Source organism: Pseudomonas sp. YA1 (genome assembly GCF_058680555.1).
The window spans coordinates 476,590-490,153 of the sequence record NZ_JBZWBG010000001.1 but is presented as its reverse complement, the minus strand read 5'-3'; the positions used below and the strand labels follow the sequence as shown (position 1 = coordinate 490,153).

16 protein-coding genes are annotated in these 13,564 nt (G+C 67.2%); 13 read left to right on the top strand and 3 right to left on the bottom strand.

From position 1 onward, the window contains the following. Positions 1 to 13 precede the first annotated feature (13 nt). From AC4OR5_RS02250 to AC4OR5_RS02190, 13 genes are all read left to right on the top strand, one after another. The gene (locus AC4OR5_RS02250; RefSeq protein ID WP_058160603.1) at positions 14 to 484 is read left to right on the top strand and encodes a nuclear transport factor 2 family protein; all 471 of its coding nucleotides are present in this window, start codon (positions 14 to 16) and stop codon (positions 482 to 484) included. Between the two features lie 221 nt (positions 485 to 705). After that, entirely contained in the window at positions 706 to 1,683 is a 978-nt protein-coding gene (locus tag AC4OR5_RS02245) for a dipeptidase (RefSeq protein WP_023107427.1), read from the top strand. Between the two features lie 126 nt (positions 1,684 to 1,809). Continuing rightward, positions 1,810 to 2,340 (top strand): DUF5943 domain-containing protein, encoded by a 531-nt coding sequence (locus tag AC4OR5_RS02240; RefSeq protein ID WP_003107282.1) that lies wholly within the window; start codon positions 1,810 to 1,812, stop codon positions 2,338 to 2,340. Positions 2,341 to 2,355: 15 nt separating this feature from the next. Then, positions 2,356 to 4,416 carry a dimethylglycine demethylation protein DgcA gene (gene dgcA / locus AC4OR5_RS02235; protein WP_003096745.1) on the top strand — a complete coding sequence of 687 codons (2,061 nt, stop codon included), beginning with the start codon at positions 2,356 to 2,358 and terminating at the stop codon, positions 4,414 to 4,416. A 103-nt stretch (positions 4,417 to 4,519) separates the two neighbouring features. Then, complete coding sequence (gene dgcB / locus AC4OR5_RS02230) at positions 4,520 to 6,481, top strand: dimethylglycine demethylation protein DgcB (protein WP_031694154.1); 1,962 nt, start codon at positions 4,520 to 4,522, stop codon at positions 6,479 to 6,481. A gap of 118 nt (positions 6,482 to 6,599) precedes the next feature. Next, positions 6,600 to 7,832, top strand: coding sequence for an electron transfer flavoprotein subunit alpha (gene etfA, locus AC4OR5_RS02225; RefSeq protein WP_034016785.1), 1,233 nt, complete (start codon positions 6,600 to 6,602; stop codon positions 7,830 to 7,832). Positions 7,833 to 7,867: 35 nt separating this feature from the next. Next, entirely contained in the window at positions 7,868 to 8,641 is a 774-nt protein-coding gene (gene etfB, locus AC4OR5_RS02220; protein WP_003105716.1) for an electron transfer flavoprotein subunit beta, read from the top strand. Between the two features lie 124 nt (positions 8,642 to 8,765). After that, on the top strand, positions 8,766 to 9,335 hold the full coding sequence (locus AC4OR5_RS02215) for a hypothetical protein (protein ID WP_003096751.1): 570 nt from the start codon (positions 8,766 to 8,768) through the stop codon (positions 9,333 to 9,335). A gap of 7 nt (positions 9,336 to 9,342) precedes the next feature. Next, positions 9,343 to 9,549 carry a helix-turn-helix domain-containing protein gene (locus tag AC4OR5_RS02210; RefSeq protein ID WP_003096753.1) on the top strand — a complete coding sequence of 69 codons (207 nt, stop codon included), beginning with the start codon at positions 9,343 to 9,345 and terminating at the stop codon, positions 9,547 to 9,549. A 31-nt stretch (positions 9,550 to 9,580) separates the two neighbouring features. Further along, positions 9,581 to 9,985 (top strand): hypothetical protein, encoded by a 405-nt coding sequence (locus AC4OR5_RS02205; protein ID WP_003117179.1) that lies wholly within the window; start codon positions 9,581 to 9,583, stop codon positions 9,983 to 9,985. A gap of 23 nt (positions 9,986 to 10,008) precedes the next feature. Continuing rightward, entirely contained in the window at positions 10,009 to 10,242 is a 234-nt protein-coding gene (locus tag AC4OR5_RS02200) for a hypothetical protein (RefSeq protein ID WP_003142075.1), read from the top strand. 95 nt (positions 10,243 to 10,337) lie between these two features. After that, the gene (locus AC4OR5_RS02195; RefSeq protein WP_003105710.1) at positions 10,338 to 10,571 is read left to right on the top strand and encodes a hypothetical protein; all 234 of its coding nucleotides are present in this window, start codon (positions 10,338 to 10,340) and stop codon (positions 10,569 to 10,571) included. After that, positions 10,568 to 10,858 (top strand): cell division protein ZapA, encoded by a 291-nt coding sequence (locus AC4OR5_RS02190; protein ID WP_058160601.1) that lies wholly within the window; start codon positions 10,568 to 10,570, stop codon positions 10,856 to 10,858. The genes AC4OR5_RS02195 and AC4OR5_RS02190 overlap by 4 nt, the downstream gene beginning before the upstream one ends. Here AC4OR5_RS02190 and AC4OR5_RS02185 read toward each other — a convergent pair. The 3 genes from AC4OR5_RS02185 to gbca all read right to left on the bottom strand — a co-directional run bounded on the left by AC4OR5_RS02185 (position 10,855) and on the right by gbca (position 13,170). Beyond that, positions 10,855 to 11,031 (bottom strand): hypothetical protein, encoded by a 177-nt coding sequence (locus tag AC4OR5_RS02185; RefSeq protein WP_003096763.1) that lies wholly within the window; start codon positions 11,029 to 11,031, stop codon positions 10,855 to 10,857. The genes AC4OR5_RS02190 and AC4OR5_RS02185 overlap by 4 nt on opposite strands. Before the next feature lie 4 nt (positions 11,032 to 11,035). Next, complete coding sequence (locus AC4OR5_RS02180) at positions 11,036 to 11,596, bottom strand: HdeD family acid-resistance protein (protein ID WP_003096765.1); 561 nt, start codon at positions 11,594 to 11,596, stop codon at positions 11,036 to 11,038. A gap of 284 nt (positions 11,597 to 11,880) precedes the next feature. After that, complete coding sequence (gene gbca, locus AC4OR5_RS02175; RefSeq protein ID WP_003096766.1) at positions 11,881 to 13,170, bottom strand: glycine betaine monooxygenase oxygenase subunit; 1,290 nt, start codon at positions 13,168 to 13,170, stop codon at positions 11,881 to 11,883. Positions 13,171 to 13,564 lie beyond the last annotated feature (394 nt).

The window sequence follows — 13,564 nt, the reverse complement described above, 5'->3', positions numbered from 1 at the left end:
CGAGGAGCCCGCCATGAGCGACGTCCGTCCCCCGCTTCCCCCCTTCACCGCCGAAACCGCCGCGCAGAAGGTCCGCGCCGCCGAGGACGGCTGGAACAGCCGCGACCCGCAGCGCGTCTCGCTGGCCTACAGTCCCGACAGCGTCTGGCGCAATCGCTCGACCTTCGTCCGCGGCCGCGAGCGGATCGTCGAATTCCTCAGCGGCAAGTGGCAGCGCGAGCAGGAGTACCGGCTGATCAAGGAACTCTGGGCGTTTACCGGCAACCGTATCGCCGTGCGCTTCGCCTATGAATGGCACGACGACTCGGGCAACTGGTTCCGCTCCTACGGCAACGAGAACTGGGCGTTCGACGAGCAGGGCTTGATGCACGAACGTCACGCCAGCATCAACGACCTGCCGATCCGCGAGGACCAGCGGCTGTTCCGCTGGCCGCTGGGGCGCCGGCCGGACGACCATCCGTCGCTCAGCGAACTCGGCCTCTGAACCCGCGCCGGCAGGAGCGCGCGCACTCCCCGTTGGCGGCCCCGGGCGGCCAGCGCCTGTTCCATCCGCGACATTGCCCTCCGTCGTTGCGGTCGCACGCTTGACGCTTTCGGCACGACCCTGGTCGTTTTCGGGCCGGGTCGCGCCGGGCCCCGACGATATGCTGCCCCCAAAGCGTCGGCACAAGTCCCGGCGCGCCCAGCCTGAAAGGGGTATGCCAGATGAGCCCAGCCGAATTGCACGCCGACAGCATCGTCATCGACGGTCTGATCATCGCCAAGTGGAACCGCGAACTGTTCGAGGACATGCGCAAGGGCGGCCTGACCGCCGCCAATTGCACCGTATCGGTATGGGAAGGCTTCCAGGCGACGGTGAACAATATCGTCGCCAGCAACAAGCTGATCCGCGACAACAGCGACCTGGTGATCCCGGTGCGCAGCACCGCGGACATCCGCAAGGCCAAGGAGCAGGGCAAGACCGGCATCCTCTACGGCTTCCAGAATGCCCACGCATTCGAGGACCAGATCGGCTACGTCGAGGTGTTCAAGCAGCTCGGCGTGGGCATCGTGCAGATGTGCTACAACACCCAGAACCTGGTCGGCACCGGCTGCTACGAGCGTGACGGCGGGCTCTCCGGCTTCGGTCGGGAGATCGTCGCGGAGATGAACCGGGTCGGCATCATGTGCGACCTCTCCCACGTCGGCAGCAAGACTTCCGAAGAAGTCATCCTCGAATCGAAGAAGCCGGTCTGCTACTCCCACTGCCTGCCGTCCGGTCTCAAGGAACACCCGCGCAACAAGTCCGACGAGGAGCTGAAGTTCATCGCCGATCATGGCGGCTTCGTCGGTGTGACCATGTTCGCGCCGTTCCTCAAGAAAGGCATCGACTCGACCATCGACGACTACGCCGAGGCCATCGAGTACGTGATGAACATCGTCGGCGAGGACGCCATCGGCATCGGCACCGATTTCACCCAGGGCCACGGCCACGACTTCTTCGAGTGGCTGACCCACGACAAGGGCTACGCCCGGCGCCTGACCAACTTCGGCAAGATCGTCAACCCGCTGGGCATCCGCACCGTCGGCGAATTCCCCAACCTCACCGAGACCCTGCTCAAGCGCGGCATGCCCGAGCGCGTGGTGCGCAAGGTGATGGGCGAGAACTGGGTAAGGGTCCTGCGCGACGTCTGGGGCGAGTAACTCCCGGCCCACTCCCGACTCGTCGCCTCTTCCTCAAGGGAGGGGCATTGCATCGCACCCATCTTCCCTCTCCCCGCCTCTCTCCCTGAAGGGAGAGAGGGAGTCAAAAGAATCGGAGCTTACACCATGGCCAAACACGCCCCCCAACTGCCCATCGAAGTCGACAGCGAGACCGGCGTCTGGACCACCGACGCCCTGCCGATGCTCTACGTACCGCGACATTTCTTCGTCAACAACCACATGGGCATCGAGGAAGTGCTGGGCGCCGACGCCTACGCCGAGATCCTCTACAAGGCCGGCTACAAGTCCGCCTGGCACTGGTGCGAGAAGGAAGCCGAATGTCACGGCCTGGAGGGCGTGGCGGTGTTCGAGCACTACATGAAGCGCCTGTCCCAGCGCGGCTGGGGCCTGTTCGAGATCGAGCGGATCAACCTCGAGGAAGGCACCGCCGAGGTGCGTCTGCGGCACTCCGCCTTCGTCTACGTCTACGGCAAGGTCAATCGCAAGGTCGATTACATGTTCACCGGCTGGTTCGCCGGCGCCATGGACCAGATCCTCGCCGCCCGCGGCAGCAGCCTGCGCACCGTGGCCGAACAGGTCTACAGCGGCGCCGAGGACGGTCACGAAGACGGCCTGTTCGTCGTCAAACCCCTGTAAGCCGAGGAAAGGGTCATGGCCTTCGAAGCAATGTTCCAGCCGATCCAGATCGGCAAGCTGACCATCCGCAACCGCGTGCTCTCCACCGCCCACGCCGAGGTCTACGCCACCGACGGCGGGATGACCACCGAGCGCTACGTGAAGTACTACGAGGAAAAGGCCAAGGGCGGCATCGGCCTGGCCATCTGTGGCGGCTCCTCGGTGGTCGCCATCGACAGCCCGCAGCAGTGGTGGAGTTCGGTGAACCTGTCCACCGACCGGATCATCCCGCACTTCCAGAACCTGGCGGACGCCATGCACAAGCACGGCGCCAAGATCATGATCCAGATTACCCACATGGGGCGCCGTTCGCGCTGGGACGGCTACCACTGGCCGACCCTGATGTCGCCGTCGGGTATCCGCGAGCCGGTGCACCGCGCCACCTGCAAGACCATCGAGGTGGAGGAGATCTGGCGGGTCATCGGCAACTACGCGCAGGCCGCCCGCCGCGCCAAGGAAGGCGGCCTGGACGGTGTCGAGCTGTCCGCCGTGCACCAGCACATGATCGACCAGTTCTGGAGCCCACGGGTCAACAAGCGCACCGACGAATGGGGCGGTAGCTTCGAGGGGCGCATGAAGTTCGGCCTCGAGGTGCTCAAGGCGGTGCGCGCCGAGGTCGGCGAGGACTTCTGCGTCGGTATGCGCATCTGCGGCGACGAGTTCCACCCGGACGGCCTGTCCCACGAGGACATGAAGCAGATCGCCAAGTACTACAGCGATACCGGCATGCTCGACTTCATCGGCGTGGTCGGCTCCGGCTGCGACACCCACAACACCCTGGCCAACGTCATCCCCAACATGACCTTCCCGCCGGAGCCGTTCCTGCACCTGGCGGCCGGCATCAAGGAAGTGGTCGACGTGCCGGTGCTGCACGCGCAGAACATCAAGGACCCGAACCAGGCCACGCGGATCCTCGAAGGCGGCTACGTGGACATGGTCGGCATGACTCGCGCGCACATCGCCGACCCGCACCTGATCGCCAAGATCAAGATGGGCCAGGTCGACCAGATCAAGCAGTGCGTCGGCGCCAACTACTGCATCGACCGCCAGTACCAGGGCCTGGACGTGCTGTGCATCCAGAACGCCGCGACCTCTCGCGAATACATGGGCGTGCCGCACATCATCGAGAAGTCCGCCGGACCGAAGCGCAAGGTGGTGGTGGTCGGCGGCGGGCCGGCCGGGATGGAAGCGGCCCGCGTGGCGGCCGAGCGCGGCCACGACGTGACCCTGTTCGAGAAGAAGGAGCAGCTCGGCGGCCAGATCACCACCGCCGCCAAGGCGCCGCAACGCGACCAGATCGCCGGCATCACCCGTTGGTACCAACTGGAGCTGGCGCGCCTGGGCATCGACCTGCGCCTGGGCACCGCGGCCGACCCCGAGACCATCCTCGACCTGCGCCCGGACGTGGTGGTGCTGGCCAACGGCGGACATCCGTTCCTTGAGCAGAACGAACACTGGGGCGCCGCCGACGGCCTCGTGGTGAGCAGCTGGGACGTGCTCGACGGCACGGTCGAGCCAGGCAAGAACGTGCTGGTCTACGACACCATCTGCGAGTTCAGCGGCATGTCGGTGGCGGACTTCCTCGCCGACAAGGGCGCCCAGGTGGAGATCGTCACCGACGACATCAAGCCGGGCGTGGCCATCGGCGGCACCACCTTCCCCACCTACTACCGCAGCATGTATCCCAAGGAAGTGATCATGACCGGCGACCTCATGCTGGAGAAGGTCTACCGCGAGGGCGACAAGCTGGTGGCGGTGCTGGAGAACGAATACACCGGCGCGCGGGAAGAGCGGGTGGTCGACCAGGTGGTGGTGGAGAACGGCGTGCGCCCCGACGAGAGCCTCTACTACGCGCTCAAGCAGGGCTCGCGGAACAAGGGCCAGATCGACGTCGAGGCGCTGTTCGCGATCCAGCCGCAGCCCTGCCTCAGCCAGCCCGGAGAAGGCTACCTGCTGTTCCGCATCGGCGACTGCGTGGCCCAGCGCAACACCCATGCGGCGATCTATGACGCGCTGCGCTTGTGCAAGGATTTCTAAGATACGCCTCGTGGCTTCCGACCGGCACGGCCGGCCCTCCTCTCCCGCAAGCGGGAGAGGAGGCCGATCCAGCGCCGCCTGACGTCCCGCAGGGAGACCAGAAATGCTCGACACCCTCCTCCCCGTCCTGCTCTTCGCCGCCCTGGCACTTGCCGTGCTCGGCGCTGCGAAGCGCTTCCTCATGTGGCGCCGCGGCCGACCCGCCAAGGTCGACTGGATCGGCGGCCTCATGCAGATGCCGCGTCGCTACCTGGTGGACCTGCACCATGTGGTAGAGCGCGACAGGTACATGTCCAGGACCCACGTCGCCACCGCCGGCGGCTTCGTCCTGGCGGCGCTGCTGGCGATCCTGGTGCACGGTTTCGGGCTGCACGGCCGGATCCTCGGCTTCGCCCTGCTGGCGGCCACGGCGCTGATGTTCGTCGGCGCTCTGTTCGTCGCCCGCCGCCGCCTCGACCCACCGTCGCGGCTGTCGAAGGGCCCCTGGATGCGCCTGCCGAAGAGCCTGCTGGCGTTCGCCGCGAGCTTCTTCCTCGCCACCCTGCCGGTGGCCGGGATCCTGCCGGAAGGCTTCGGCGGCTGGTTCCTCGCCGGCCTCCTCGCCATTGGCGTGGCCTGGGGCGTGTCCGAGCTGTTCCTCGGCATGACCTGGGGCGGGCCGATGAAGCATGCCTTCGCCGGTGCCCTGCACCTGGCCTGGCACCGCCGCGCCGAGCGCTTCGGCGGCGGCCGCTCCACCGGCCTCAAGGCGCTCGACCTGGCCGATCCGCAGGCGCCGCTGGGCGTGGAAAAGCCCAGCGACTTCACCTGGAACCAGTTGCTCGGGTTCGACGCCTGCGTGCAGTGCGGCAAGTGCGAGGCGATGTGCCCGGCGTTCGCCGCCGGCCAGCCGCTGAACCCGAAGAAGCTGATCCAGGACATGGTCATCGGCCTGGCCGGCGGCAACGACGCGAAGTTCGCCGGCAGCCCCTATCCAGGCAAACCGCTGGGTGAGCACGGCGGCGGCCCGCACCAGCCGATCGTCGCGCTGGATGGCAAAGCCCTGGTCGACGCCGACACCCTGTGGTCCTGCACCACCTGCCGGGCCTGCGTCGAGGAGTGCCCGATGATGATCGAGCACGTCGACGCCATCGTCGACATGCGCCGCCACCTGACCCTGGAGAAAGGCGCCACGCCGAACAAGGGCGCCGAGGTGCTGGACAACCTGATCGCCACCGACAACCCCGGCGGTTTCGCCCCCGGCGGCCGGTTGAACTGGGCGGCCGACCTGAACCTGCCGCTGATGAGCGAGAAAAAGAGCGCCGACGTGCTGTTCTGGGTCGGCGACGGCGCCTTCGACATGCGCAACCAGCGCACCCTGCGCGCCTTCGTGAAGATCCTCAAGGCGGCCGCGGTGGACTTCGCCGTGCTCGGCCTGGAGGAGCGCGACAGCGGCGACGTGGCGCGCCGGCTGGGCGACGAGGCGACCTTCCAGAACCTGGCCAGGCGCAATATCGCGACCCTGGCGAAATACCGCTTCGCCCGCATCGTCAGCTGCGACCCGCACAGCTTCCATGTGCTGAAGAACGAATACGGCGCCCTCGGCGGCGACTACCAGGTACTGCACCACAGCACCTTCATCGACGAACTGCTGCGCGCCGGCACGCTGCAACCGGGCCGCAGCAAGGCCGGCAGCGTCACCTACCACGACCCCTGCTACCTGGGCCGCTACAACGGCGAGTACGAGGCGCCGCGCAACGTGCTGCGCGCACTCGGCATTGAGGTCAAGGAAATGCAACGCTCCGGCTTCCGCTCGCGCTGTTGCGGCGGCGGCGGCGGTGCGCCGATCACCGACATCCCCGGCAAGCAACGGATTCCCGACATGCGCATGGCCGACATCCGCGAGACCGGCGCCGAGCTGGTGGCCGTCGGCTGCCCGCAGTGCACCGCGATGCTCGAAGGCGTGGTGGCACCGCGGCCGGAGATCAAGGACATCGCCGAGCTGGTGGCGGAAGCGCTGATAGAGCAGGCGGAAGCGCCGGCAAAAAAGCCGGTGCGGCGTGAAGCCGTGGCGGAGGTGCATTGATGAGAGTGTCGAGCTTCACATCGAATCCGCTGCTGACCGGGGCAGCACGGATAGCGGCCTCTCCCTCCAGGGAGGGGGCCGCGGGATCGGGTAGCCGCAGCCACAGGAAGCATTCCGCATGAACGACATCGTCCGTCGCGATCCACGCGCCGAATGGATCGCCCGCAACCGCCTGCATCCGCTGCATGCGGCCATGCACTCCGCCCAAGGCGGCGAGGTGCGCTGGATGGGCCCCCACGGCGTGGTCCGCAAGAACCCGCACGCCGTCGGCTTCGTCGGCCCCAACGGCATCCGCCGCATCGATCGCTCCGGCGGCCAGCAGGGCAGCGGCGCGCGCCGCGCCAGCGCAGTGCAGGAAGCGCAGTTGCCGCTGCATGTGGTCGAGCAACCGGCATTCCTCGTCGCGGTGGTCCCGGACATGGTCGGCGGCCGTCTCTCCAGCCACGACAAGGACCTCCTCGGACTGGCCCGCAAGCTCGCCGGCAACGACGGCGCGGTGCTCGCCGTGGTGTTCGGCGAACACAAGGAAAGCGCCTTCGACAGCGCCGGCGTCGACCGTCTGCTGCACCTCGCCGGCGGCGAGTACGACGGCTACGCGCCCGAGCAGCGAATACTCGCCCTGCGCAACCTGGAGAACCAGCTCGCCCCGCGCCACTGGCTGTTCCCGGACAGTCGCAACGGCGGTGGCGAACTGGGCCGGCGCCTGGCCGCCGCGCTCGGCGAACGGCCGGCCGGACGCGTCTGGCAGGTCGAGAACGGCCGCTGCATCGGCCGCGCCGGCGCCGGCCGCGAGGACATCCAGCGCGCCCTGCCGCGCCTGCTGCTGGCCGCGGCGGAATGCGCCGAGCCGGTCAGCGAAACCCGCCATGAGGCTCGCGAGCTGCACATGGCCGCGCAGGTGGCGCGCAACCTGCCACGCATCGAGGACCTCGGCCCGGTGGCCGTGGACCCGGCGCGGATCCCCATGGCCGAGGCCGAGTTCATTCTCTCCGGCGGCAACGGCGTGCAGGACTGGGCGCTGTTCCACCAGGCCGCCGCCGCCCTCGGCGCCACCGAGGGCGCCTCGCGGGTGGCGGTGGACGACGGGCACATGCCGCGCAACCGTCAGGTCGGCGCCACCGGTACCTGGGTCACCGCGCGGGTCTACCTGGCGGTGGGCATCTCCGGGGCGATCCAGCACCTGCAGGGCATCGGCGCCTGCGACAAGGTGGTGGCGGTGAACCGCGACGCCGGCTGCGACATGATCAAGCGCGCCGATCTCTCGGTGATCGGCGACTCGACGGAAATCCTCCGCGCGCTGATCCGCCTGGCCGAGGCACACCGCAACGGCGCCGCCCGCGATGCGGCCTGAACCCGCTTCCACGTACCTTTCATCGGTATCGAACCATGACTGAGCTGAACATCGTCGCGCTGGTCTCCATCGGCGCCCACCCCGCCTCCGGACGCCCGCGCCGCGCCGAACAGGACGCCCGCGCGGTGGAACTCGGCCTGCGCCTGAGCGGCCCGCGCCTGCAAGTGCTGCACGCCGGCGACCCGCACGCCGAGGCGCTGCGCGGCTATCTCGGCATGGGCCTGGAACGCTTGTCCGTGCTGGAACAGCCGGCCGGCGCCGACGCCCTGCCCGCACTGGCCGAGCACCTGCGCGACTCCCGCGCGCAACTGGTGCTCACCGGCAGCCAGGCGGAAACCGGGGAAGGCTCCGGGATGCTGCCCTTCCTCCTCGCCGAGCGCCTGGGCTGGCCACTGGTGGTCGGCCTGGCCGAGGTCGAGAAGGTCGAAGACGGCAGCGCCCAGGTCCTCCAGGCTCTGCCTCGCGGCCAGCGACGCCGACTGCGGGTACGCCTGCCGTTCGTCGCCAGCGTCGACAACGCCGCGCCGGTGGCCCGGCAGAGCGCCTTCGGCCCGGCTAGGCGTGGCGAGATCGAGGCCCATGAGGTGGAGGTGGTCGACGACCCGCTGCTCGCCGAAGACAGCCTGCAACCGGCCCGGCCGCGACCGAAGCGGCTCAAGGTAATCAAGGCGAAGACCGGCGCCGAGCGAATGAAAGCCGCCACCGCCAAGGCCTCCGGCGGTACCGGGCAGGTACTCAAGGATCTTTCGGCGGAAGCCGGCGCCGAAGCCATCTTCAAGCTCCTGCGCGAGGAAGGCGTGATCCGCTGAAGCGGGTCAGAACGCACTGTGCGCCAGATCACAAGTTATGACGTGGTGACGATAAATTATTGTATTACGATAATTTATTCCCTAGTTTCGCCATCCAGACGCGAAACACACAGGGGAACCCGGCATGGCGCTGTCCACGCATCTCAGCAACCACAAGCTCTATCTGCTCGGCATGCTCTGCGCCATCCTGGCCTGGGGCATGGCCTGCATCGAACTCGGAGCGAACACCCACCTCTGGTTCTCCGGCCTCAGCGAGCAGGGCTACCTGCAGGCCTGGAGCGATGAAATGCCGCGCCTGGCCAGCGACGGCTTCGTCCTGTCCTGGAGCAGCCGGGCGCTGCTGATGCTGCTGGACTACCTGCCGACCCTGCTTTCCGCGTTCGGCCTGGCGCTCACCGGCCTGTTCTTCCGCCGCCTGGCCAAGGGCGAACGCTGGTCGCAGCGCAACGCCAGGACCCTGGTGCACATCGGCCTGCTGTCCTTCCTGGCACTCTTGCTCCAGCCATTTATCAATACGCTGCAAGGTCTTGTACTATCTCTCGACCTGCCCGACGGCGAGCGTGTCCTGAGCGTTTCGATAGGACTCACTTCCGAAGCGGCCTACGAGTTCCTCAAGGCGATCTTTCTCTGCTCGTTCGGCCTGATGATGAGCGAAGCCAGGAAACTGGACGAAGAAGTAAGAGCCTTCATATGACGACCCCATGATCATCATCCGACTAGACGTCATCCTGGCGAAGAACAAGGTCCGCTCCAAGGAGCTGGCGGAAGCCATCGGTATCACCGAACAGAACCTGTCCCTGCTGAAGAACGGCAAGGTCAAGGGCATCCGCCTCGACACCCTGGAGAAGATCTGCGCCTTCCTGGACTGCCAGCCGGGCGACATCCTGGAATACGTCGCGGACGACTGATCCCCGCTCCACCCTTTCCCAACCAGAAACCATGAACAGACACCTGAACCTCTCGGGCGTTGCGCTCGCGCTCGCCCTGATCTCGGGCTGCGGCCCCTCCGTCCGCTACCAGTACGTGATGCCGCCAAGCGAGGCGGGACGCACCTGCGTCGCCCAGTGCCGCACGCAACAGAGCCAGTGCGAAAGCCTCGCGCGCCTGGAATGGCAGAACGAAAACCGCCTGCGCGAAGCGGAACGGCGCAGCTACCACTATTGCAGCCAGGGCAAGAGCAAGAAGCAGGCGCGCAAGGAATGCCTGGCACCAGGCTATTCCTCCTCGTTCGGCTACAACGGCTTCGGCGGCTCCGGCAACTTCAACTGCGGTTCCGACTACGACCGCTGCTTCACCGACATCTGCGGCGGCACCATCCGCCGCATCGTCGAGCAACCCCAATGATCCCCGCCCACCGGAGTATCCCCATGAGCCGACGCCTCTTCCCTTTCCTGCCGTTCCTGTTCCTGGTCGGCTGCGCCCAGGGCTACCCCTCCTTCTCCGGCATCCTTCCGGACGTCCGCGTCAGCGGCGACGAACGCAGCTACGCCGAGCGCGCCGATGACTGCCTGAAGCGGCGCAACTGCCCGCCGGCCACCGATCGCGATCCCTTCGTCGCCGACCCCGGGCACTACTCGCTGGGCGGCAGCTTTCACTGGTGAAGCCGGGTGCCGAAGCCTGGCAACCGACCACGGACCTGGCTTCGGCAGGCGCTTTTCTTTATCCTGCGCGCCCTTTGAACGACTGGGACGAGATCATGCTGGAGAACACCCTGGAACGCCTGGAAACCCTGGTAGCCGAGCTACTGCAACAGAACCAGGCCCTGCGCGACAGCCACGACCAGCTTCAGCAGCAGCTGCGCCAGGCCACCGAGGAAAACGAAACCCTGCAACTCTCCATGCTCGAGCAGGAAGAAAAGCAGAGCGGCACCCAGGCCCGCCTGGAAGCCCTGGTCGAGCGCCTCAGCGCGCAGCAACCGGTTAGCGCATGAGCCGCGACGGCGTCCAGGTCCTGTCGATCCTCGGCCGGGACTATTCGATCCGCGTGCCGGCCGGCGAGGAACGGGCCCTCGCGGACGCCGCCGCGTTGCTGCAGGCGGAAGTGGACGCCAACAAGCGCAAGTTTCCCTACGTCACCAGCAACGAGCTGGTGGTGCTCTCCGCGCTCAACCTCTGCGCCCGCCAGCTCGGCGCGAACGACGGCGAGTCGCCGCGCCTGCGGGCGGTGGAGCAGCGCCTGGAGGCGCTGGTCGAGCGGATCGCCGGGGCATCGATCTAGTCGCGCGCCTGCGGACTCGCCCAATACAGCTGCCGATGCCCGCGCGCCTGGTAGTCCTTGACCAGCGCGCAGGCCTCGTCGCGCGTCAGGTCGCGGCGCATGACGAAGGCATTGCCGTTGTCGTCCTGGCGCCACAGGCACCAGCGCGTTTCCTCCGCCGGCTTCGCCGCCACCGCCTCAGGCCTTCAGGGTCGAAGTCTTGCGCAGGCGCAGCGCGAGCATGACCAGCAGCACGCCGAAGAACACCGCGTAGGCGCCGATCACCCAGACCACCGCCAGCGCCCCGGCGCCGGGGTTGGCGATCATCAGCACGCCGAACAGCACCGAGATGGCGCCAGAGAGGATCATCCACCACTCGTTCTGGATCGACTTGCGCAGGCGGATCGCCGCGACGATCTGGAAGATGCCCATCGCCAGCGCCCAGCCGGCGATGATCAGGAGCAGGCCGATGGCGGTCAGTTGCGGCCAGAAGAACGCAACCAGGCCGGCCGCCACGCCGATCACCCCGACCAGCGCCAGCGGCCAGTTGAACTGTCCGTCGCTGCGCATGTTGAACGCGGCGATCAGGGCGAACGCCCCGTCCACCAGCGCGTAGGCGCCCCAGAACAGCACCAGCACGGTCAGCGCCAGGGCCGGCGAGAGCAGGGTCAGGACGCCGAACACCAGCGCCGCCACGCCGCGCAGGGCCACCAGTTTCCAGTGCTTGCCCAGTTCGGCCCACAGGGGATTGTTTTCCACGCTTGCCTCCAGAGGCCGCCCTTGAGCGGCCCGTTCAGGTTGAGTCCTCCCACCTTAGTCCTTTTGCCGGGAGGCTGTCAGGGGGCGGAAGCGGGAGGCGAGGCGAGGCGTGGCGAGCGCGCGGGCTCAGGGCCGGGACTTCTCCGGCGGCCGCTGGCGGCGCCAGCAGGCGAACAGGTTCCAGGCCAGCAGCAGGCTGACGAAAGCGGAACTGACGTAGAACAGCAGGTTGTCCATGACCTTTCCTCCGCAGCGGCGCCCCGCCAGGGGGCGCCTCGTCCGGCTTAGCTGCCGGCCACCTTGCGCACGTGGGCGGACTCCTCGCCGAGGTTGTTCAGCATGCGCTCGCTGTACCAGTCGAGGAAATTGATCACGCCGAACTCGTAGGTCTTCGAGTATGGACCAGGCTGGTAGGCGTCGGAGTTGATCCCGCGCTGGTTCTCCTCGGCCAGCCGGCGATCCTGGTCGTTGGTCGCGTCCCATACCTCGCGCAGGCGCGCCACGTCGTAGTCGACGCCTTCCACCGCGTCCTTGTGCACCAGCCATTTGGTGGTGACCAGGGTTTCCTGGGCGCTGATCGGCCACACGGTGAAGACGATCAGGTGGTCGCCCATGCAGTGGTTCCAGGAGTGCGGCAGGTGCAGGATGCGCATCGAGCCGAGGTCGGGGTTCTTGATCCGGCCCATGAGCTTCTTGCTGCCCTGCTTGCCGTCCATGGTCATCGACACGGTGCCGTCCAGCAGCGGCATGCGCACGATGCGATTGCGCAGGCCGAAGCTGGCGTGGGCGTACGGGATCTTCTCGGCGTCCCAGGCGCTGGTGCAGGCCGCCACCTGGTCCTTGAACGCCTGGCTGGCGCGCGGGTCGGTGACGTCGTCCCACTCCAGCAGGGTCTTCAGCAGTTCCGGGTGGGAGCCGTTGCAGTGGTAGCACTCGCGGTTGTTCTCGATCACCAGCTTCCAGTTGGCGGCTTCGCGGATGGTGGTCTGCACCGCCACCTTGGCGTTCTCCATGTCGTACGGCTCCATGTAGTGCTCGAGCGTCGCCAGGAAGTCGTCGATGGCCGGCGGGTTCTCCGCCAGGCTGATGAAGATGTAGCCGCCGGCGGTCTTCACCTGGATCGGCTTCAGGCCGTACTCCTTCATGTCGAAGTCGGCGCCCATCTCGGTGCCGGCGAACAGCAGGCGGCCATCCAGCTCGTAGGTCCACTGGTGGTAGGGGCAGACCAGCTTGGCCACCTTGCCCTTCTCGCTCACGCACAGGCGCGAGCCGCGGTGCCGGCAGACATTGTGGAAGGCATGCACCTGGCCTTCGGCGCCACGAATCACCAGGACCGGGTTCTTGCCGATCTGCAGGGTGAGGAAATTGCCCTTGGCGGGAATCTCGCAGGTCATGCCGGCGATCAGCCATTCCTTGTGGAAGATCTCCTGCATGTCGATCTCGAACAGGCGCTGGTCGCAGTAGAAGGGCTGCGGCAGCGAGAAGCTGTGGTCGCGGCTGCGCAGCATGTCGGCGGTGGCCTTGCGGGCCGGTTCCAGGGGATCGCCGAGACTCAGGGTGGAAGTGACGTCCATCGGTAACTCCTCATGCCGCCCCCGCGCGGGTGGCGGCGGAAAAAGTGGCTGATACGGTTGCTACGCAAGGTGGCGTTCACAGCCTTCCTCATCCCGGCGCGGCGTCCGGAATCCCGCCCTGCCGATGGACGGGCCCCGCCGTGGCGGGAATGAAGGTCAGTCGCTCTACACGTCCGGGCTCTACCCTCCCGGGGTTCATGCAAACCCTCGTCTCGGCTGGTCTGGAGTGTGGGCCCGCGCCCGCCGCCGACCTTATCCATGGGCGACATGACCGCATCCGTTTCCGACGCTCCGGGCCGCGCCCCAGCAGGCAGGTCGCGATAAGCATGTAAATGTCGCTGGCAGGTAAATGAGCGGCCACGGCGATGCGCACAATCCGCCCCATCAGGCCATC

Excerpts from the sequence above, each read along its gene's own strand:
- AC4OR5_RS02215 (WP_003096751.1), top strand. The coding sequence starts at position 8,766 with ATGGCGCTGTCCACGCATCTCAGCAACCACAAGCTCTATCTGCTCGGC.
- AC4OR5_RS02210 (WP_003096753.1), top strand. The coding sequence starts at position 9,343 with ATGATCATCATCCGACTAGACGTCATCCTGGCGAAGAACAAGGTCCGC.
- AC4OR5_RS02205 (WP_003117179.1), top strand. The coding sequence starts at position 9,581 with ATGAACAGACACCTGAACCTCTCGGGCGTTGCGCTCGCGCTCGCCCTG.
- etfA (WP_034016785.1), top strand. The coding sequence starts at position 6,600 with ATGAACGACATCGTCCGTCGCGATCCACGCGCCGAATGGATCGCCCGC.
- AC4OR5_RS02195 (WP_003105710.1), top strand. The coding sequence starts at position 10,338 with ATGCTGGAGAACACCCTGGAACGCCTGGAAACCCTGGTAGCCGAGCTA.
- AC4OR5_RS02240 (WP_003107282.1), top strand. The coding sequence starts at position 1,810 with ATGGCCAAACACGCCCCCCAACTGCCCATCGAAGTCGACAGCGAGACC.
- dgcA (WP_003096745.1), top strand. The coding sequence starts at position 2,356 with ATGGCCTTCGAAGCAATGTTCCAGCCGATCCAGATCGGCAAGCTGACC.
- gbca (WP_003096766.1), bottom strand. The coding sequence starts at position 13,170 with ATGGACGTCACTTCCACCCTGAGTCTCGGCGATCCCCTGGAACCGGCC.
- AC4OR5_RS02200 (WP_003142075.1), top strand. The coding sequence starts at position 10,009 with ATGAGCCGACGCCTCTTCCCTTTCCTGCCGTTCCTGTTCCTGGTCGGC.
- dgcB (WP_031694154.1), top strand. The coding sequence starts at position 4,520 with ATGCTCGACACCCTCCTCCCCGTCCTGCTCTTCGCCGCCCTGGCACTT.
- etfB (WP_003105716.1), top strand. The coding sequence starts at position 7,868 with ATGACTGAGCTGAACATCGTCGCGCTGGTCTCCATCGGCGCCCACCCC.
- AC4OR5_RS02250 (WP_058160603.1), top strand. The coding sequence starts at position 14 with ATGAGCGACGTCCGTCCCCCGCTTCCCCCCTTCACCGCCGAAACCGCC.
- AC4OR5_RS02190 (WP_058160601.1), top strand. The coding sequence starts at position 10,568 with ATGAGCCGCGACGGCGTCCAGGTCCTGTCGATCCTCGGCCGGGACTAT.
- AC4OR5_RS02245 (WP_023107427.1), top strand. The coding sequence starts at position 706 with ATGAGCCCAGCCGAATTGCACGCCGACAGCATCGTCATCGACGGTCTG.